General features: G+C 66.5%; 15 protein-coding genes and 2 pseudogenes. 10 read left to right on the plus strand and 7 right to left on the minus strand.

What is annotated here, in order from left to right:
• Positions 1-179: 179 nt before the first annotated feature.
• Together OG963_RS42315 and OG963_RS42320 are read left to right on the plus strand one after the other, a co-directional pair.
• Positions 180-677, plus strand: coding sequence for a DUF402 domain-containing protein (locus OG963_RS42315; RefSeq protein WP_371800195.1), 498 nt, complete (start codon positions 180-182; stop codon positions 675-677).
• 292 nt (positions 678-969) lie between these two features.
• A complete protein-coding gene (locus OG963_RS42320; RefSeq protein WP_319740554.1) occupies positions 970-1,227 on the plus strand; it encodes a hypothetical protein in 258 nt (85 codons plus the stop codon).
• Here OG963_RS42320 and OG963_RS42325 read toward each other — a convergent pair.
• Entirely contained in the window at positions 1,179-2,024 is an 846-nt protein-coding gene (locus OG963_RS42325; RefSeq protein ID WP_319740555.1) for an LLM class flavin-dependent oxidoreductase, read from the minus strand. The genes OG963_RS42320 and OG963_RS42325 overlap by 49 nt on opposite strands.
• Before the next feature lie 592 nt (positions 2,025-2,616).
• Between OG963_RS42325 and OG963_RS42330 the strand changes: the two genes are divergently transcribed.
• From OG963_RS42330 to OG963_RS42340, 3 genes and pseudogenes are all read left to right on the plus strand, one after another.
• Positions 2,617-3,495 (plus strand): ATP-grasp domain-containing protein, encoded by an 879-nt coding sequence (locus tag OG963_RS42330; RefSeq protein WP_371800196.1) that lies wholly within the window; start codon positions 2,617-2,619, stop codon positions 3,493-3,495.
• 469 nt (positions 3,496-3,964) lie between these two features.
• On the plus strand, positions 3,965-4,297 hold the full coding sequence (locus tag OG963_RS42335; RefSeq protein ID WP_371800197.1) for a hypothetical protein: 333 nt from the start codon (positions 3,965-3,967) through the stop codon (positions 4,295-4,297).
• Positions 4,257-4,771 (plus strand): annotated as a pseudogene (locus OG963_RS42340) (transposase family protein); the annotation flags it as partial. The gene OG963_RS42335 and the pseudogene OG963_RS42340, both read left to right, overlap by 41 nt.
• Positions 4,772-4,893: 122 nt before the next feature.
• Here the strand turns inward: OG963_RS42340 and OG963_RS42345 are convergent.
• Both OG963_RS42345 and OG963_RS42350 read right to left on the minus strand, forming a co-directional pair.
• A complete protein-coding gene (locus OG963_RS42345; protein WP_371800198.1) occupies positions 4,894-5,478 on the minus strand; it encodes a DinB family protein in 585 nt (194 codons plus the stop codon).
• 209 nt (positions 5,479-5,687) lie between these two features.
• Positions 5,688-9,380 (minus strand): S8 family serine peptidase, encoded by a 3,693-nt coding sequence (locus tag OG963_RS42350; RefSeq protein ID WP_371800199.1) that lies wholly within the window; start codon positions 9,378-9,380, stop codon positions 5,688-5,690.
• A 1,180-nt stretch (positions 9,381-10,560) separates the two neighbouring features.
• Here OG963_RS42350 and OG963_RS42355 point away from each other — a divergent pair.
• The 5 genes and pseudogenes from OG963_RS42355 to OG963_RS42375 all read left to right on the plus strand — a co-directional run.
• A complete protein-coding gene (locus OG963_RS42355) occupies positions 10,561-10,962 on the plus strand; it encodes a S1 family peptidase (protein WP_371800200.1) in 402 nt (133 codons plus the stop codon).
• 451 nt (positions 10,963-11,413) lie between these two features.
• Positions 11,414-13,495, plus strand: a complete 2,082-nt coding sequence (locus tag OG963_RS42360) for an NPCBM/NEW2 domain-containing protein (RefSeq protein ID WP_371800201.1) — start codon at positions 11,414-11,416, stop codon at positions 13,493-13,495.
• 199 nt (positions 13,496-13,694) lie between these two features.
• Entirely contained in the window at positions 13,695-13,829 is a 135-nt protein-coding gene (locus OG963_RS42365; RefSeq protein ID WP_319740561.1) for a hypothetical protein, read from the plus strand.
• Between the two features lie 20 nt (positions 13,830-13,849).
• Positions 13,850-14,038: a hypothetical protein gene (locus OG963_RS42370; protein WP_319740562.1), complete on the plus strand. Its 189-nt coding sequence runs from the start codon at positions 13,850-13,852 to the stop codon at positions 14,036-14,038.
• A 48-nt stretch (positions 14,039-14,086) separates the two neighbouring features.
• A pseudogene (locus OG963_RS42375) lies at positions 14,087-14,263 on the plus strand (IS110 family transposase); the annotation flags it as partial.
• Positions 14,264-14,456: 193 nt separating this feature from the next.
• Here OG963_RS42375 and OG963_RS42380 read toward each other — a convergent pair.
• The 4 genes from OG963_RS42380 to OG963_RS42395 all read right to left on the minus strand — a co-directional run bounded on the left by OG963_RS42380 (position 14,457) and on the right by OG963_RS42395 (position 19,773).
• Positions 14,457-14,783, minus strand: a complete 327-nt coding sequence (locus tag OG963_RS42380; RefSeq protein ID WP_319740563.1) for an IS3 family transposase — start codon at positions 14,781-14,783, stop codon at positions 14,457-14,459.
• A 325-nt stretch (positions 14,784-15,108) separates the two neighbouring features.
• Positions 15,109-16,308 carry a 2-oxo acid dehydrogenase subunit E2 gene (locus tag OG963_RS42385; RefSeq protein WP_371800202.1) on the minus strand — a complete coding sequence of 400 codons (1,200 nt, stop codon included), beginning with the start codon at positions 16,306-16,308 and terminating at the stop codon, positions 15,109-15,111.
• Between the two features lie 81 nt (positions 16,309-16,389).
• On the minus strand, positions 16,390-19,077 hold the full coding sequence (aceE, locus tag OG963_RS42390; RefSeq protein WP_319740577.1) for a pyruvate dehydrogenase (acetyl-transferring), homodimeric type: 2,688 nt from the start codon (positions 19,075-19,077) through the stop codon (positions 16,390-16,392).
• A 432-nt stretch (positions 19,078-19,509) separates the two neighbouring features.
• On the minus strand, positions 19,510-19,773 hold the full coding sequence (locus OG963_RS42395) for a cupin domain-containing protein (RefSeq protein ID WP_371800203.1): 264 nt from the start codon (positions 19,771-19,773) through the stop codon (positions 19,510-19,512).
• Between the last annotated feature and the right edge of the window lie 618 nt (positions 19,774-20,391).

A 20,391-nucleotide genomic window follows, 5' to 3' on the forward strand; every position in this document is an offset into this window, starting at 1 on the left:
GGATAGGAACCCTGCACCGATCATTTGCGGGACAGCCCTTAGGTCGGTTCGGCAGGTAGGCCACACCGCGCCAGTAAGGGGCGTTGTTCCGGTGCCGCCGCGCTGGGCGGGATGTCGACGACAGGAAGATGAGACCACCGTCGGGTTAGCGTCTTGGTGTGATCACAGAGAGCACCTCCGTGCTGGTCGACATCCGGAAGTACGACGGCAGCCTGAGCGCCCAGTGGACTGCTACCCGGCTCGGTGAGGACGAGCACGGCGTGTGGCTGGGCACGGCTCAGGGTGTCCCTATCAGTTCGGATACGGGCGGCTGGAGAAGCCGGTTCGCGTACGTGATGTTGGTCCCGCGCGGTGAGTGGTGGACGGCCACGTTCTGTGTGGACCCGGGCCCCGAGATGTATTGCGACGTGTGCACGGTGTCTGAGTGGAACGCGGACGGGACCGTCGTGCGCACGGTGGACCTCGATCTCGATGTCGTGCGGCCTCGTGCCGGCGAGGTCCATGTCGAGGACGAGGACGAGTTTGCCCAACACCAAGTGCGCTATGGCTATACCGATAGCGTCATCGACGAGGCCCGGCGGACCTGCGCGTGGTTGATGGAGGCGAGCCGTCGCGGTGGTGATGGCATCGAACCCTTCGCCTCCGTGTACCGCCACTGGCTCGGCCTCATCGGGTAGCCAAGGGGCTACCGACCGATGCCCTGCTCCGCACGCCGAACACCCTCTCCTACCGGGGCTTTCCGGGGGGACTCTGAGCCGCGCAGCCCACGCACGTAGTCACCGCGCTCGGCGCGCTGGTCGGAGGTGAGACTGTCGTCGGCGTCGACGTCGGAGATACCGGTCCGGTCGCCGGGCTTCAGTGTTTCCTGAAGCAGCCATGACGACAAGCTCCGGGTTGGACCGATTGCGTGGCATCATCGATGTGGCTTGAGGGCGGCGGGGAACGCCGTAGCTGATCTCTACGGGAACTGTGACGGCGCTATACCGGCATCCGGTGAAGTCCATGCGCGGTCAGGCTCGGGTGCCGGTGGGGGTCACTCGAGCGGGACTGTCCGGGGATCCGACCCACGCTGTACTCGACGAGACGGGCGCGATCGGGAGTGCCGAGCACCCACGTAAGTGGCCCGGCATTCTTCGGCCACCAGCCCGGCGACCGCCCGGCCGTGCGCGCTCAAGCCGTCACAGGACATCGGCGAGGCGGTCTACCTGGTTCGGGTCGAGGCCGTAGCAGTAGAGCATGACTTCGTCGGCGCCGAGGTCGGCGAAGCGGGCGATCGCATCGCGGATCTCAGTGGGTGTGGTGAGCAATCCGGCGACCATCTGGTCGGCCATGCCGGTGAAGGTGTAGTACGCGTGCATGTTGGCCTGGGCGTCGTCGATCACGTCTTGAGGGCCGAGGGCGACATTGATCTGCGCGACAATGCGCGGTTCGCCGTCGCGGCCGTACTCCTTCCAGAAGGTGCGGACGGTGTCGAACAGGCCGCCCGCCCACGAGGGCGCCGCGGCTGCGAGGAAGCCGTCCCCCCAGCGAGCAACGCGTTCGAGCGCGACGGGCTTGAAGCCACCGAAGAGCACCTCGGGGCCGCCGGGCCGGGCTGGCGCGGGTCCGATCGGGCCGACGCCGTCGCGGTACGGCTCGCCGGACCAGAGGCGGCGCATCACCGCCATCTGCTCGTCGAGGCGTCGGCCTCGGGTGCGCTTGTCGATCCCCGTGACCTGGTGGTCGTCGTCCCGGCCGCCGATGCCCAGGCCGAGGACCAGGCGGCCACCGGTCATACGGTCCAAGGTGGCGGCCTGCTTGGCGAGGAGAGAGGTATCGCGCAGCGGGGCGAGCAGCACTTCGGTCTGGACGCGGATGCGGGAGGTAGCGCCCGCGAGGATGGCGAGCGCGACCAGGGGTTCGGGGTTGTGGTACACGAGCCGGTCGAGCAGGCCGAGTGTGCTGAAGGGCCCGGCGTCGGCGCGCCGGGCCCAGGTGAGCAGGGTGGTCGGGTCGCCGATGGGTAGGCCGATACCGACATTCATGAAGGAGACCTCCGAAAGGAAGGGTCGACAAAGACTGCTGCCGCCCCTTCGGCACCTCAGCGAGGTGGGACGCTCCCGCTCTGCGGCGTGTTTCTGGGGAACGTGTCGTCGAAGTGATCTGACCTTAGGGCGAGCTGTGTTCGTGGCACAAGCCAATTTGGTCCGCCCCTGCCCCCAGCAGTTACAGGCAGGACCTCTGGAATCGCTTTCGCGCAGAGAAGGGACGGGAACGAAGTGATTGCGGCGGAAGTAGCCGATCATCCCTTCGACCCCGCCCTTCTCGTGGGCGCCTTCGATGCCGGGCCGGCAGTAGAAGCTTTCGATGCCGAGGTGCGAACGGAACGCGATCCACCGGTCAGCCTCGACTCTTCCCGGCCTTGCCCCGGCACCCTGGCAACGGCGGCTTTCAGGTTGTTGTGACGGACATTGGTCCTCGGCGCCCCGCCCAAAGTCCGCAGTGCGTGAACGTGGCCTTCGAAGAAGGCTTCCTGGCCGCAGGAGGCGAACGCGCTTCTCTGCACTTGGCACGGTGCCGTGCCTGGCAGCGCGAAACCTGTGGCCCGAGAGCTGGAGGTTCCGTAGCGTGTCGGTCATGCCGATGCCTGTCCTGTACTGCCGTGATTCGTTGAAACCCCGATGTGTAGACGAACACTTCGCACCGGAAGCACAGGAGGTGCGTGCCTTTGGCGGGGCAGTCGGGCTGATCGACCACGACGCGCTGTTGCAGGGCGACGCGCAGCAGGCTGTTGCACAAGTACCGGCTGGGCTTGGAAACGCCTGGTACCGAGGCTGGATGCTTCCCAGCGATCGATATGCCGCGTTGGCTGAGGCGCTGAGCCGACGCGGCACCGAGTTGCTGGTCACACCGGAGCAATACCGGACCGCTCACGAACTGCCGGGCTGGTATCCGATGTTCGTCGACATCACGCCCGAGAGCGTGTGGCGCCGCACCGAACCCGGTGAGATGTTGACCGCCGACGAGCTGGCTGCTCTTGCCGAGCCTCTGCTTCCAGGCTCGGGAATCGTGAAGGACTACGTCAAATCCCGCAAGCACGAGTGGGAGCAGGCGTGCTTCATTCCCGATCTCGCCGACGTCGTGGAGCTGACACGGGTCGTGCAGCGCTTTGTAGAGCTGCAGGAGGAGTTCCTGGCCGGCGGAGTCGTTCTCCGCGCCTTCGAGGTGTTCTCGAAGCTTGAGTCCGTCGCGGCTGAAGTGCGCGTGTGGTGGGTGGATGGTGAACCCAGGCTGCTGACGCCCCATCCGGACAGCCCGTTTGGGCGCGGGCTGGTGCCCAACCTTGATCACATCGAGCCTGCAGTGCAGCGCCTGGGGTGCCGGTTCGTCACAACCGATGTGGCCCTTCGCTCGGACGGGGTGTGGCGGGTCGTCGAAGTCGGTGACGGCCAAGTCAGTGATCTGCACCAGTCGAGCGGGCGAGGCGAATTGGCCGCACTGCTGGTCGGTCTGTAGCACTTGACGGAAGTATCGGGGTGCGGCATCTGCCGTTCCCCATGCCAGGTCGAACTCGGGGAACCGTTCAACCGCACCGTCGACAGCTTGATGCGCCCCCGAAGTAGTGCACGGCATTCAGCGATGCCACCAACTCTGCAGCTTCGGCCACTCTTCAACCAGATCTGCGAACTCGACGAATCGCTCGCAGCACCGTCCAGCCTCATCTTCGGGGACTGAATCGTCATCGTCTTGGACGATCTCCAGCGCCAAGATCTCCTTCCGCCACGAGTGGCTGCACAGTGGTTGGAAAGGGATCGTGGCCAGCTTGCGACGCAGGCGGGGTATGCGGGGATCCATGGGGGATCTGCTCTCGTTTCCGTCACCCTATGGGTGGCTGTAGTCGGCTGGCCAGAAGAACCCTCTTCCGCAGTAGAGCGAAGCCTGCCCGGCCGAATATCTGGCGCTTGAGCATCTTGATCCGATTGACGTGCCCTTCGACGACGCCGGAGCTCCAGGGCAGCGTGAGGCCGGCAATGACCGCATCGAGGTCACGGTCGATGCCCGCCGCAAGGGTGTGGAGGCGGGGGAGGTCGTCTCACCGGACGGCGTCGAGCCACTGCGGCAGCCGTTCGCCCTGGCGCTCGGCGAGCATCTGACCGAAAGACCGGACGTGGCCGGTGAGAGCATCGAGTTCGCGGCAGTGGACCCGAACGGCCTTGAGCCGAAGGTGCTCGATCTCGGTGAGGGTCTCCGGCCGACGGAGGATCCACCCAGCGCCGATGCGGGGTGCCGGTGGTCGAGCTGCGACCGGGCCCGGTGAGAGGCCCGTGCTGTGGCGCGAGGGTGCGGACGCGGTCCGCAAGGGGCGGCCGTGGGGCCTGCCCCTGGAGGACCGGGCGCTACTGGTCGCGGCGTACTGGCGCACCAACCTGACGATGCGCCAGCTCGCGCCGTTGCTCGGGCTGTCGAAATCCGCGGTGGCCCGCGTGATCTACCATCTCGGACCGATGCTCGCGCTTCAGCCCCGCAAGCGGTTCGCCAAGGACACCGTGCTCATCGTGGACGGCACCCTGGTGCCCACCCGCCACACCATCGCCAAGCAGTCCAAGAACTACCGGAACTCCACCAACCACCAGGTCGTCATCGACGCCGACACCGGCTCGTCGTCATGGTCGGCCAACCGCTGCTCGGGAACCGCAATGACTGCAAGACGTGGAAGGAATCCGGCGCCAAGGCCGCCATCGGCAGGGCACTCACAATCGCCGACGGCGGCTATCCCGGCACGGGACTCGTAGCGAAGGACGGCAGCAACGGGGCGGCCGGCTCCCAGAGTTCATCAGGAACCAGACGCTTCGATAGATCAGCACCCACGACCGGCATCATGCCGCACGAACATCAAGTCACGTGAGGCAACCCCTAAGCCTTGATTGGTGCGGCCGACCTGGCTGCCTGCTCGATCTTCGCGCAGTAGGCTGCACGGGCTTCCTCGTCGATCTGTTTCTCGTGTTCGGCGCGCAGCCCGGTCCGGCCGTCGAGGCCCTCGCGGAGGATATCGGCGTGCCCGGCATGCCTGATGGACTCGCCGAGGACATGGACCATGACGGCGAACAGGTTCGTGTAGGGATAAGGCTCCGGCCACCATGGCACGTGGCCGGGGGCGTCGAGGGGAAGCTCGTTGATCGTCGCGTCCGAGTGTTCCCACGTGCGCCGGTAGAACCCGATGATCTGATCGCGGGTCTCGTCCTCGGTCGCCCACTGATCGCTGCCGTCGGAGTCCTGCCACCGGGGCAGCGGTTCCGGGGAAGGGCGGTCGAAGATCTCGCCGAAGTACCTGGCCTCGACGGTGGCCACGTGTTTGACCAGGCCGAGGAGGTTGGTCCCGGTCGCTGTCAAAGGTCGGCGGGCGTCGTATTCGGACAGGCCGTCGAGTTTCCAGAGCAGCGCCTTGCGGTCCCGCCGCAGTCTCCCGTGCAGGTTGTCTTTCGCGAATTCATCGATCATGCGGCACGAGCCTGCCATGGGTTGCTCGTGGTCTCAAGATCCCGTACGCGGTCCGCAACGACCGGCAGAGCCGAGGCCTGGCCATGGCCACTGCCCTGACCTGCTACAAGAAGCTCGCGAAACTTGCCACGTGAGACACCAAGGGGATCCGGCAGAGCAGCCGGTGCCCGGTGCCATCGAAGGCGTGGGGCGCCGGCTGCTCTCGACGGTCACTTGAGGCCGAAGGCCCGGGTGATGGTCTGGGTGATGCCGCCGCCGTTGCGCTGCTTGGCGGTGACCCGGATGGACACGTAACCAGCCCGGGAGGGCGCGTTGACGGTCGTCTGCCAGGTGCCCTTGTTCTCCTTCAGGTCCTGCGGCCGCCAGGACGCCCCATCGTCGTAGGAGACCTCGAGCTCGAGGGAGGAGATCGCGTCCTTCGCGGCGTCACTGCCGAGGACGACGGGCGTGATGGAGAAGGCCGACTTGCGCTTCGCGCGCCCCGCGAGGTCCAGGTCCGTTCCGTAGTCGAGTTGGGCCAGCGGGATGGCCTGGTTGTCGGCGGTGCCGGAGAGGAAGCTCCACTCGGTGTGCGTGGTGGTGGAGTAAGGAATGAAGTCGGTGTTCCCCTTCGTGTCGACGACGAGCCGGTACGGGAGTTTCTTCGGTTCCAGGTCGCCCACTCCGAACTCGGGCCGTGCCCCGTTCTGCATCAGGAGTTTGTCTCCCTGGTGGAGCGAGAAGCTCCGCGACATCACGCCGGTGTCACCACTGTGGGCGGATCCTCCGTCGCCGAATCCGGCGATCATTCCGCCCATGGCGTTGTCGAAACGGTGCGGGACCTCGAAGCTGACCATGCGCGGCCGGGTGATGGGCCCGAACCAGTGTTCGCTCTGCACGCTGCGCGGACGGTAGCTCACGACGTCGGTGAAGGTGGACCAGCCGTCGATGGATGCGTACTGCTGCCACTTGACGCCGTTTCCGGCGGAGACCCAGTCGGTACGGTGCCCCGCGGCGACCGGCTCCCTCGGGAACGGCGGGACGCGCGTCATCCCGTAGCCGGCATAGGGATAGGCGGCCGGCCAGTACTCGTACGAGGGGCTGTCCTCCCGGCTCTCCTTGACCTGCTTGCCGGGGGGCGGGGCGAAGTCGTTGTCGATGCGGGCGAGGCTGCCGGGATCCGTTGCCGCGGAGGGGTCGTCCGGCACGCCGCCACGGTGGTAATCGGCCAGGTCGTACAAGTACTGCGGTGTGGGATGAGCTTCGACTGCCAGCTTGGTCCCGGAATTTCCTGCGGACCCGATCCTCTTGATCAGATCCTCGCCCTCATCCATGGTGAGCGAGGCGACCGGGATCCGGCCGGTCGTCGTTCCGTCCGCGTCGCCGTACCAGTCGCTGCTGCGGCCGTCGCCGTCGTTGACCACCAGGAGCATCGCCGCACCCGCGGCGCGCGCCGCGGCTGCCTGGCCCGTCGGGACCACGGCGCCGCCGCTGCGAACGACTACCGCCTTGCCGCGGGCGGACAGACCGGCGTAGTCGGCGGGCTTGCCGGTACCGGCGAAGACGGCGTTGACGTGCGCGGTGCCGTCGCGGAACTGAGCGGATCCCGGCTGCACCAGCAGGGTGTCGTCGAGGCTGTGGCCGCCGTAGGTGATTTTCAGTGGGGTCTGCTTGGCACGGATGCGGGTGGTGAAGACGAAGCTGCCGTTCTTCACCTTGCCCTTGGACGGAAGCGCCCACAGGCTGTCGTACTCGGCGGATGGCAGGAGGATCTGGTGCAGAGCCTGCCCATCGCTGGGTGTGGGCTCACTTGAGGTGAAGGAGCGGAAGAGGTCGATCCTGCTGGTGGTGACGGCCGTGGGCTTGGAGGTGGCCACCTTGATCCGGCGGATGCGCGACGCGTCGAGTTCCACCTGCCGGTCGGACCTCAGGTCGAGTTCGGGAACGGTCAGTACCGCGTATCCGAGGGAGTGCGGACCGTGGCGGCCTTCCACGTCCAGTGTGGAGACGACGGTGTAGGAGCCGGGGGCCCAGCGGCTGGTGAGCGTACCGTCCGGGGCCCACATGATGGTGGTATTCCCGTCGGCACCTGTGATCTCGACGTCGCCGCTGACGGGCTTGCCGGATCGGTCCTTCAGGTGGACGGTCAGGTCATACTTCTCGGACTCGACGGAGAGTCCCACGGCCGTGTGCACGGCACCGGCCTCGGAGCGTGCGGTGACCTGGGCCGCGTACTGGCCCGGCGCGAGGTCCTTCGGGTCCGCCACGAGGTCGACCGTCGAGGTTCCGCGCGCGGGTACCGTGACGCGGTCGGCGGCCGACGTGAACACCCCTGCGGGCGAGTCTCCGCGGTCCACCGAGAGCTGCAACGTGATGGGGCGGTCGGTGGTGTTGGTGTAGGTGATCTTCCGCTTGACCGGCTTCCGCTTCTGGTCCGCCGACCACCGCACAAGTCCCGCGTCCACCGATCCGCTCGCGATCACCCGGTCCTTCAGGTAGGCGGCGGCGACGTCCAAGCGACCGGTGCCGGCCTGGTAAGGGGTATAGGCGGGGGTCGGCGCGCTGGTGCTCATCAGAGCGTCCTTGATTTGCTGTCCGCTCCACTTCGGGTGCTTCTGAGCCAGCAGGGCCGCCGCCCCGGCGACATGGGGAGCCGCCATGGAGGTGCCGCTCTCCGTGCGGTAGTAGCCTTCACCCCCGCCGTCCATGTACTGCGACCGCGCCGCCAGCACGTCCACACCGGGGGCTGTCAGATCGGGCTTGAGGGCGTCGTCCATGAGGCGTGGCCCGGCGCTGGAGAACGGGGCGAGTTGGTCGGACGAGTCGACCGCGCCAACGGTGAGTGCGGCGTCCGCGGTTCCCGGCGCGCTCACGCTGTGGGAGCTGTTCCCGGAGTTGCCCGCGGCGATGACGAAGAGCGCACCCGTCTCGGCACTCAGTTGGTTGACCGCCCGGCTCAGGGGATCGTCTTGGGTGTGCCACGCCGGCGTGCCCAGACTCATGTTGATCACCTTGGCGTGCTCGGTCCGCGCCGCCCACTCCATGCCGGCGATGATCCCCGAGATGGGCCCTGATCCGTTGTCGCCGAGGACCTTGCCCACCAGCAGATCCGCGCCAGGAGCTACACCCCGTTCCGTGCCGTCGGAGGCAGCGCCGGTTCCGGCGACGGTGGACGCGGTGTGCGTTCCGTGGCCGTTCCGGTCGATGACGTCCTCGCCGGCGACGAAACTGCGGGACGCCACGATGCGCTTGGCGAGGTCCGGGTGGGTGGTGTCCGCCCCGGAGTCCAGTACTGCGACCCGTACCCCGGCACCCGTGCCCCCTGCCCCCCATGCCTGCGGGGCACCGATCTGCGCCGTGGTGTCGGCCAGTGCCGCCTCCGCCTTGCCGTCGAGCCACACCTTGTCGACACCGGCGGTGAAGGACGGCGCGGCCGCGCCGTTGTCCGGGCCTGGACCGGTGCGCGCCGTCGACCGCGAGGTGTCCTGCCCGCTGAGGCCGGTGAGGGCCGACCAAAAGGCTGCGGCCTTCGAGCGTTGGGCTTCGACGGCCGCTCCGCGGACGGACGGAAGGCCCAGGGTGGCCTTCGCCCCCGGCAGCGCGGCCGCGGACGGCAGTCCGTCGTCGGACGCGCCGCTCTTGTGGGCGGACACACCATCGGACCGGGTGATGATCAGAGGGAGCGCGCCTGTGTGGGCGTCGTCGTAGTCCTGGGCCACCAACTGTGTGACGTTGAAGAGTTGCTTGTCGAGTCGGCCGGAGGCGATGTAGGGCATGGCCTCATCGGGGTACACAAAGGTGTCACCGCCCTCGGTGGCGACGCGAACCGACCCCTTGGCTCCCGGTGCGCGCTCCACGTCCACCAGAGGGCTACGACCATTGCCCTGAGTCACCGTCACCTTGTCACCCGTGATCAGCGTCACCGTGAGCGGCGCACTCTGAGGGCCGCCGTGTCCCTCATGAGCCGCATGGGTTCCGGGGGCAGGGGCGGCACCGTGGGCGGTCGCGGGGGTGATAAGGGTAGCGACAAGAACAGCGGCAACTGACGCTGCGGATCTTCGGGTAGTGGGAAGTCGCACATTGCCTCCAGAGTCGACGATTGATCGAATCCGACCATCTCTGAAGAGAAAATGTAAAGTACTTGAACTAATACCTAACCTCGCTGTAACGTGCCGCCTCATGGGGCCTTGGCCGAGCAGCCGATCTCACCGACAGGCCCCCACCTCAACGGCATTGACCGTCGGACGGGACAACCCACCGCCACAGGTGCCGTTTCTGCCGAGACGCCCATCACCGCTCACTTGCGTGCGAGAAGCTCACGGAGTGCGCCTTGGTGTTACGACGGAGAGAAGCCGCGGGAGTGTTGACCGCGAACGTTTCCGGGCGCCGGCGATCCGCCGATCGATGCTCGCGGTGCTCGTTGTGTAGGCCTCATCTTCGATGTCGCCGTGATCGCTGTTGAGGGTGAGGGTGACGATGGCAGCGGCCGGTCAGGGCACGGCGATTGAGCGATGCAAAAGGGCAGAGGCTGAGGGCACACGCCGGCGACTACAGCTCCAACGGCTGCATCAAGTTCGCACCCACCGACCTCGAGGACCTCTTCACCCAACCGGGCCGGCTGGCCCAACAATCTGACACTCCACGTCAGCGGACCAACACCCCAGGCCGCGCAACACGTTTGACCTGCAAGTCCCCGAACAGCAGGGAGGCCTGAGCCGCGACGGTTCGGGCCTCCCCGAGGTGTCCCCGGGGGCTGAAGTTCATACACGCGGTTCCAGGTCCAATAACAGGCAGGGAGCGGGGCGCCGGTGGGTGACCATGACGCGGTGAGTCTTGACTTGAGCAACTACGAACTCCTGTGGCCCACGTGCCGTTGTCGGTCCGGCAGAAGTAACTGTCGTCTGCGCAGCTCCAGTCGGTAGCGTCGGTCCCGATAGCCTGCACGTAGAAAGTGCGCCCCTCCTGAACCGACAGGACCGCGCGGCAAGGTTCATCGTCCAGGTCAGGGAGCCATGGTGTTCGCGGCCGGGCGATCGCTGGCGGCGGCGATGGCGGGCTCGGTGCGACCGGCATGGGAGTGTCTACCCAACGCCACGGCATCAGGTGACGACACATCAGGCAGCAGACGGCTCCGACATCAACCCGCTCGGGACCCTCCGTTATTGGGGTGGTGAGTACCACCAGATCGATAATTCCCGCTACCCGATGGAGCAGGAAAGCATCGACCGGATCGGGGTCAACGGTCAGGACACGACGGGCAACATCACCAAAGCGAGTGTGACCGTCAGTATCGAAGGCAAGACTCTGTACGGCATGTTCGGGTCGAACGTCTGCGCTCTGGGCGGCGACAGCGGAGGCCCGGCGCTCAACGGAACAACAGCCCTGGGCCTTCTCTCTGGCGGCACCAGCGAGACCGTGTGCGACTCCTCCTCCAGTGGCACCTACCGAAACTACTTTACGAAGGTGCAGACCGTGCTGGACGAACGCGGGCTTCACGTCTACTGACGGCGCCGCTCCATCCAGCTGCCGCAACCGTTGAACCTGTCCGGACCCAGCCACGTCACACGGACTCGGCTACCACGGCCACCGGTAGAGGAGCCAGGCCGCATCGTAGAGGTGGTCGCCGTGCCGTGCGCTGCCATGGTCCATCACGGCGGTGGCGGAGTCGTCGGCAGCGAGGACGGATCTCGCTCATCTCCTCAGGTGTCACATCTGATACAAGTTCACGCGCTACCCGGCTGGCGGCAGTTTGGGTACCTGACGAAGCTCTACTAGTAACTCGTAATTTAGGAATTATTATTGACACGCGCCGGTAACCGCTGCAAGATCCTGGAAACCGACCGCAGGCGCGCGGGCATTGACTGGTCCGAAGGCCGACCGCCGCACCCTCCACGAGGGTGCGGTACCTCAGACACACGACCAGGACGGGTCGGCACGCCTGATCGAAGGATCCGATGTGAAACGACATATCACCGTCCTCCTCGCCCTCCTGACCGGCTTGCTGGTCGTGGCAGCACCCGCCCACGCCGGGCCGGCGGCCGGCACTGTCGCCGTCGCGGCGCCAGCACCTCAGCAGGTGCTGAGCCCGACGCCGTACATGGGCTGGAACACCTACTACGCGCTGGGTGGCGATCCGACCGAGGCAGAGGTCAAGTCAGTAGCCGACTTCCTGGTCAGCAGCGGTCTGCGTGACGCCGGCTACCAGTACGTCTGGATCGACGGCAATTGGGCGGCGCCGACCCCACGCAGCTCGGCCGGCGACCTGGTGGCCAACCCCGACCAATTTCCGAACGGGCTGAAGCCGCTGGTCGACTACATCCATGCCAAGGGCCTGAAGGCCGGCATCTACACCGACGCCGGCCCGTACATCCCGGGCAAGTGCGGACTCGGCAGCCACGGCTACTATCAGCGCGACGCGGACCAGTTCGCCGCCTGGGAGTTCGACGCGGTCAAGGTGGACTACCTCTGCGGGATCGCCGCGGACCTCGACCCGAAGACCGTCTACACCGAGTTCGCGCAGGCGTTGCGGAACAACGCCAGCGGGCGACCCATGATCTTCAACCTCTGCAACCCGGTGACCTCCCCGGACTGGGGCAACTACCCGGATGAGCAGCAGTCGACGCACTCCTGGACCTACGCGCCGGCCATCGCGCAGTCCTGGCGGACGTACACGGATGTGGGTTTCGTCGGCGAGATCAAGTTCAAGGACGTGTTGCGGAACTACGACGCGAACGCGCGGCACCCAGAGGCCGCCGGGCCGGGGCACTTCAACGACCCGGACTACCTGGGACCTGAGCTGGGGATGACCGACGAGGAGTTCCGTACCCAGATGACGCTCTGGTCGGTGGCGGCCGCGCCGCTGCTGATCGGCAGCGACGTCCGTAAGCTCAGCCAGACCTCGCTCAGCATTCTCGCGGACCCCGATGTACTCGCGATCAACCAGGACACCGCCGGCATCCAGGCCGTCCGCGTCGGCCCCGCCGGTACGACGGAGACCTGGGTGAAGCGGCTGGCCAACGGTGACCGTGCCGTGATGCTGCTGAACCGGGGCGACAGCCCGGCGACCCTGACCACGAAGGCGTCGTCGGTCGGGCTGTCCGGGGATCGGTTCACCCTGAAGAACGCCTGGACCAACCAGGTCACCGAGAGCGCCGGCACCATCAGTGCCGCTGTCCCGGCCCACGGCGCGGCGCTGTTCCGGGTCCGCCCGGCCACGGGCAAGCCCGGTGTTCCGCACGTCGTCGCCGGCCTGCCGCAGGTGACGCAGGTCGGTGGCGACGCGGTGCCGGCCGGGGCCGCCCCGCTGGTCGCCGGCGGCGACCAGGCCCGGGTCGAGGTCGCCGTCCGTAACGACGGTGCGCAGCCGGTCTTCGCGCCGCAGGTCGAGCTGACGGTGCCCGCCGGCTGGACGGCCCGTCCGCTCGGCAAAGCGCCGAAGCTGCTGCGCTCCAACCATTCCACGACCTTCGCCTTCACGGTGACCCTGCCGGCCACGGCCGCGCCGGGCAGCACCGCGCTGACCGGCAAGACGTCGTACAAGGTGATCGGCAAGGGACGCCTGCGGCAGGAGACGGCCACGGCGGTAGTCGTCGCACCGGCAGCGCCGGACGGCGAGGTCGTACTGTCGCACCACAAGTGGATCAGTGCCACCAGCGGGTGGATGAGCCCGACGGTCGACCTGAGCGTCGGTGGCTCGTCACCGATCAGCATGCTCGGCCAGGTCCACCCGACCGGTATCGGGGTCGCCTCGCCCTCCGAGGTCCGCTACTACCTCGGCGACAAGTGCAGCCGGCTGACCGCGACCGTCGGCATCGACGATGCGGTGCGCAACGTCGGCCCGGACGGCGGCACGTCGACCTTCCAGGTGATCGGTGACGGCCGGGTGCTGTTCGACAGCGGTGTGCTGACCCGCGACGACACCCGCCAGGCCGACATCGACCTGACCGGCGTCCGCGTGCTCGACCTGGTGGTCGGCGACGGCGGCGACGGCGGCTACAACGACCGCGCCGACTGGGCCGGTCTGAACGCCACCTGCTGATTCGGCTCGGCCGCACCCAGGTGACACCTCACCTGGGTGCGGCCGATTCGCCAAGACTTTGAGACGCCGTGGCGTGGCGACGCGCCACGGCGTCGTGATGTTGGGCCGGCCCGCATGGGGAGCGGACGGCGTCAGGCGCGCCGCAGCACAACGAGTACGGATTCCCTTGATGACTATGAGGTCGCATTCCCTGAGCTTGATGCGGACCTGGGAGCAGAACGTCGACAACCGCCACCTGCACGTCATGAGGGAACGCGGCGCGGAGGACACCGACAGCGACGCACTCGACGAAGCAAGAACGCGCACCGTGATCGATACTCCGAAGCACAGATGATCGCCCCCGAAGAAGTACTCATGCGAGCGAGTGTCGTCAACCAAGCCCTGAACAAGGTCTACGGCCAGGTCAAGTGCCCCGAAGGCGGTGCCCCCGGACCAGGCGAAACGACGGAGACCGCGGCTCAGGCCCAGTACGAGGTCCGGGACATGCTCCGCACCATGAGAACCGGTATGCGTCACGACCTCGGTGTGTCGCATGAAGATTGAGAGCTGGCACTCAGCTCCGTGCTGCCCTCCGCTTTGCGATGCATTGCATCCGCCGCCCGCTACCGCGACCGCTGGGCGGTCGCCCGCCGTAAATCTGGCCACCTGGACGCCATGGTCCTGGCCAACGTGTTGCGGACCGGCGCCTCGGCCCATCGGCAGTTGCAGCGTGATTCCGAACTGGCCCAAGCCATCGCGGTCCTGGCCCGCGCCCAGCAGGACGCGGTGTCCGCGGGTGATCGGCGGTCGCCCAGCTGACCACGCGGCGGGAGGCGATGTCGATGACGGTGGCCAGGTAGGCCAGCCCTCTGCGGTCGGAATGTATGTGTTGTCGCCGCACCAGTTGGTGTCGGTCGCCGTGATATCGGGGGTGAAGTCCCGAAGGACAAGGTCGGGTCGGTAGGCGGCTCGCGGATCGTGCTCAGGTGCCGCCTCTGCGATGGCGGCCTTGCAGGCCGGCCGCCCGCATCAGCTTGGCGACCCTGCGGCGGCCGCAGCCGGAACCTTTGTGTTGCTGGGCTGCGTGGATGCGCGGGGCTCCGTAGGTGCCGCGCGAGTGCTGGTGGACCGTGGCGATCTGATTGGTCAGTTCGGCATCACGGACCGCCCGCGGACCGGGCTCTCCGGTTCGGCGGGCGTAGAAGGCGGTTCGGGAGATCTTCAGCAGTTTCTTGATGGCGAGGCTGGTGCCTCCACGATGTCGGCCGACACCGCGACGGCGCTTCTGGCTCGCGATGCCCCTTCGCATGCCGGCATAGAGCCGTGGCGACTCCCGGGACCGAGCACCACTGCTTGCCGATAGAGGCTCGGACTCGTCGGCGCTCGGTCTCCGCTCTCAGCGACTGACTGGGTGCAACGGGCGTGACGACGCGAAGTTCTGACGAGTTGCGATCGTCGTCGGCCAGGACGCGGAGTCACTGGCATGGTGCGGACCCGTCGGCTGTCTGTACAGCGTTCGTGTCCGGCTGCCACGCAGACGAGATTTTCGGCCCGCCCTCCGCGTGGATGGCGGGCCGACACAGTCGGACATCCGATACTGATGAGGAGCTACCGCAGCCTTCGAACTCGCCAGCTCAGGAATTTGCACCCGGGGACAGATCGCCGGCGAATGCAGCGGTCTCCAGGATCGCCTTGACGGCGGTCAGATACCTGGCGGCGTCTGCTCCATCCACCAGGCGGTGGTCGTAGGACAGCGTCAAATGCACCACGTCGCGAATGCCGACGACGCTGCCCCCGTCAGCTTCGACGACTGCCGGCCGCTTGACCGTGGCACCGACGCCCAAGATGGCAGCGTGGCCGGGCGGCACGATGACCGTGTCGAACAGGGCGCCGCGTGAACCGGTGTCGGAGATGGTGAACGTCGCGCCTGACACCTCGTCCGGACTGAGGCCGCCGCGCCGGGCCTTGTCGGCCAGTTCGAAAGTCGCCCGCGCGATACCGGCGATGTTCAAGTCCCCCGCGGCCTTGATGACTGGTGTCGTCAGTCCCCTTTCGGTGTCAACCGCGATACCGACGTTCCTTTCGTCGAAGTAGGTGATGGTGCCTTCGCCCTCGTTGATTCGAGCATTGATGACAGGGTGGGCCTTCAACGCCTGGGTGGCCGCTTTGACGAAGAAGGGCATGGGGGAGAGCTTGATGCCTTCCCTCGCCACGAAGTCCTCACTGGACCGGTCCAGCAGCCGGCTGAGGTTGGTGACATCGACCTCCACCACGCTGGTGAGTTGAGCCTGTTCGAGCAGTGCCATCCTCAGACTCTCGCCAATGAACTTGCGGATTCGCGTCATCGCGACCGTCTGGCCTCGCAGCGTCGACAGCTCGGCCGGGACGGAGGCAGGGGGCACGGCGGGAGAAAGGGCGGAAGGTTTGGACTCCGGCGCGGGAGCGGGAGTCGGTGCAGGCGCTGGTGCGGCTTCCGGAGCGGGCGCAGCCGGAACAGGCGCTACCGGGGCAGCCGGAGCCACAGGCTGCTCGGCGACAGGTGCAACTGCTGCAGGCGGTTCCGCTCCCGGGGGAGTTGTCTCCACCGGCACAGCATCCGGGGCGCCGATGACGGCGAGTGTCGCTCCGATCTCTGCGGTGTCGTCCTCGGCCACCATGATGGACATCAATACGCCTGAAACGGGAGAGGGAATCTCGGTATCCACCTTGTCGGTGGATACCTCGAGCAGGGGCTCATCGGCCTCGACCGCCTCGCCCACTTGCTTGAGCCACCGGGTGACGGTTCCCTCGGTCACGCTCTCGCCGAGGGGAGGCAGGGTTACATCAACAGCCATAAGTATCGGTCACTCCTTAAAACTCCGCAGGGTGTCGGCAAACTCCCGGTTCCGGGTGGGCGTGATTGCCGCAGGCTTGGTTCATCCCTGCCAGTGGTAACGGACGCGGGCCTGCGCCACCCTCTCCGGGGCGACCTCGCCGGCACGGGCCAGCTGGTCCAGGGCGGCCACCACGATGGACTCGGCGTCCACGCGGAAGTAGCGGCGTACAGCATCTCGGGCGTCCGACAGACCGAATCCATCCGTTCCCAGCGAGGAGTAATCCTGCTCGACCCACTGGCTGATCTGGTCGGGTACCTGCCGCATCCAGTCGCTGACCGCGAGGACCGGCCCCTGCGCCTCCGCCAGCGCGCTGGTCACGTACGGGATGCGCTCCTCGCCGCGAAGCCGTTCCCGGTCTGCTTCCAGCGCGTCACGGCGCAGCTCGGTCCACGACGTCACCGACCAGACGTCAGCGTGCACATTCCAATGTGTCCGCAGTAGCTCCTGGGCCTCGAGCGCCCAGTGGATCGCGGTGCCGGAACTCAGCAGTTGGATCCGCGGTCCGGCAGCGCTGGCGTCCGCCTGCCGGAACCGATAGATGCCCCGCCTGATTCCCTCCTCGATGAAGGGTCCGGAAGGCATGCGGGGCTGCAGCTTCGGCTCGTTGTAGACCGTCAGGTAGTAGAACACGTTCTCAGGCTGGTCGCCGTACATGCGCCGTAGCCCATCCCGGACGATGACCGCGATCTCGTAGGCGAAGGCCGGGTCGTAGCTGATCGCTGCCGGATTTGTGGAAGCCAGTAGGTGAGAGTGCCCATCGGCGTGCTGCAAGCCCTCGCCGGTCATCGTCGTTCGGCCGGCCGTAGCCCCGATGACGAATCCTCGTCCCATCTGGTCCGCAAGCGCCCAGAACTGGTCACCGGTCCGCTGGAATCCGAACATCGCGTAGAAGATGTAGAACGGGATCATGGGCTCGCCATGTGTGGCGTATGACGTTGCCGCAGCGGTGAATTCGGCCATCGAACCGGCTTCGGTGATGCCTTCGTCGATGAGCTGACCGCTCTTGGACTCCTTGTAGTGCAGTAGCTGGTCCGCGTCGACCGGGTCGTAGTTCTGTCCGTCCGGGGAGTAGATCCCGGCTGTTGGGAAGAGAGACTCCAGACCGAAAGTCCGGGCTTCGTCGGGAATGATCGGCACCCAACGCTGACCCGTCTCCTTGTCGCGTATCAGGTCCTTGACCAGGCGGACGAGAGCCGTGGTGGTGGCCACCTCCTGGTTGCCGAAGCCCTTCTCCAGCGCCTCGAAGGGGCGGGCAGGAGGCTTATTCAACGGCTTTGCTACCACCTTGCGCACCGGGGCGGGGCCTCCCAGAGCCGCCCGGCGATTGCGCATGTATTGCACCTCTGGCGAGCTCTCACCGGGGTGCCAGAACGGCACGAGGTCGCCGCTCAACGAGCTGTCGGGGATGGGGAGTTCCAGCAGGTCCCGCATCTGGCGGAACTGCTCCATGCTCAGCTTCTTCATCTGATGGTTTGCGTTGCGCGACTCGAAGTCCGGCCCCAGAGTGTGGCCCTTGACCGTTTGGGCGAGGATTACGGTGGGCGAGCCCCGGTGCTCTGTGGCAGCCCGGTAGGCGGCGTAGACCTTGAGAGGTTCGTGCCCGCCACGGGAGTTCTCGAACAGGTCAGTGAGCTGAACATCGCTCAGCCCGGCCGCGATGCCGGAGAGAGCGTCGCCGGTGAAGAAGCTTTTGCGGATGTAGGCGGCGTCCCGCGCGGCGAGCGTCTGCATCTGGGCGTCGGGAACTTCCCCGAGGCGATGGACGAGTGCGCCGGTGGTGTCCTGCCGTAGCACCGGGTCCCAAGCCTCGCCCCAGAGCGTCTTCACAACATTCCAGCCAGCACCGCGGAACCGGGTCTCAAGCTCCTGCACGATCTTGGAGTTCGACCGTACGGGGCCGTCCAGACGCTGCAGGTTGCAGTTGACGACAAAGGTCAGGTTGTCGAGGCCCTCGCGGGCAGCGAGCGCCAGGGCGGCCATCGACTCAGGCTCGTCCATCTCCCCGTCCCCGAGGAATGCCCACACCCGCGACGCGGAGGTGTCCTTGATGCCTCGCGCATGCAGGTAGCGGTTGAAGCGCGCCTGGTAGATGGCGCCGAGCGGCCCCAGCCCCATGGACACAGTCGGGAACTCCCAAAGCCACGGCAGACGCCGCGGATGGGGGTATGACGGCAGACCGTGACCGGTAGCCTCCCGCCGAAAGGCATCCAACTGCGCCTCACTGAGGCGTCCTTCGAGAAAGACACGGGCATAGATGCCAGGCGAAGCATGCCCCTGGACGTACAGCTGGTCGCCCGAGCCGTCGCCCTCCTTGCCCTTGAAAAAGTGGTTGAATCCGATCTCATAGAGCCATGCCGCGGAAGCATAGGTGGAGATGTGGCCACCGAGACCGTCGTGCGAACCGCGCGTCACCATCGCGGCTGCGTTCCACCTGTTCAGAGCCGTGATCCGGGACTCCATGGCCACGTCACCGTCGAAGGCGGGCTGTGACGACGACGGAATCGAGTTGATGTAGTCCGACGACAGCAGCCCGGGCAGGCTCACCCCCGACCTCGCGGCGTGCTCGTGCACACGTCGCATCAGGTATACCGCCCGCTCAGGCCCGGCGTTCCTCACGACAGCGTCGAGAGACGCCTGCCATTCGGCCGTCTCCTCGGTGTCACGGTCGTATAGCTGATCGAGCTCACTCGTCGCACTGGACTCAGTGGGTTGTGCCGGATTACTCATGGCGGCCTTTCTGTCATGATCTGGGGCGGCTGCCAGGCGCGAGCGACGTGCTGTTGGCGGCCGGTAGGAAATGCGCGGGGCGTCGGATGTCACCCAATGAGTTACCGCCGCGCGAGCCACTGAGCGACGGTTTCGTGGGTCAGGTGCGCCCGGGCTCAGGAAGCAATGTCCGCTCCCCGAGCACAACGGCGAAAATAGGCGCGCGCGGGTAGTGACCACTTCACGCAGGTCCCGCGGGCTGTCAGTGGTGTGGCCTGGCTGCCGGGTCACGTTGCCATGACCAGCCTTATGGCTGAGAAACCTGTAGATGCCGTCGTTCGGCCAGCTCCTCCGGGCTGACCAGGGTCAGAACCGGGGCACCCGGAGGCGCGAGCATGGTCAATATCAGCTGGGACTGCGCGTCCGGAAGGTTGTTGGGGCCCTGGTAGTGAATTACGTCGCCCTGGGCTCGAAAAGAGCGTCGCCGACCTTGACTACCCGGGGCGGTTGCCCCTCCAGCTCGAAGAGGATCTCGCCCTCGGCCACGAAACCGAAGATCGGCCCAGGGTAGCGGTGCGGAGGCGTGCCGGGTTCACCGGGTGGAAGGGCGACTCGGATGCGCCTGGCCTCGGCGCCAGCTGGGATCAGTGCCGCCGCGTCCGGCCGGATCGTGATCAACTCAACGCCAGGAGGTAGGTGTGCGTACTCTGAGCTCATATGTTTCTCCGTACATAGATCTTTCACAGGATTGACCAGCCGCCCTCCCCGTTTGTGACACGGCTACGGCCTCGCTACCGGCCTGATGTTGTCCTGGCAGACACGCCTATACATCCCGTATGTACCGCCTTTACCTGCGAAGATGCGGGATCCGACACCCATCCCAGAACGTCTCGACCCGCGCAGACACTGGCAGAATCGAGGTTCTCGAGGCGGCCGGCCCGCCGGTTTCGACAGCGAATGCTACGAGAAATGCAACACCGTCGAACGCGCCATCAACTGCCTCAAAGTCTTCCGGGCCGTCGCCACCCGCTACGAGAAACGCGCCTAGATCTGTCTCGGCATCGTCACACCCGCAGCCCTCGTCATCTGGCTCCGAACATGATCCGCGAAACAGTGCCCAGAGCGCAGCGGTAGGTGGGCGAGTCGATCATGACTCCACTTAATTGATCACTGACTTGACGGGCCAACTAAAAAGAACCACCGAATAACAATGTGCAGGGACGCCGTGTTGCTCCCCACCGAAGTTGGGTGCGGAGTAGACCCCCCATTCATGTGGGCTGTTCGACATCAGCCTCGCCACCATAGGCCAGGGTGAACGCGGTGAGGGATCGTACG

This window comes from Streptomyces sp. NBC_01707 (assembly GCF_041438805.1).
GTDB lineage: Bacteria > Actinomycetota > Actinomycetes > Streptomycetales > Streptomycetaceae > Streptomyces.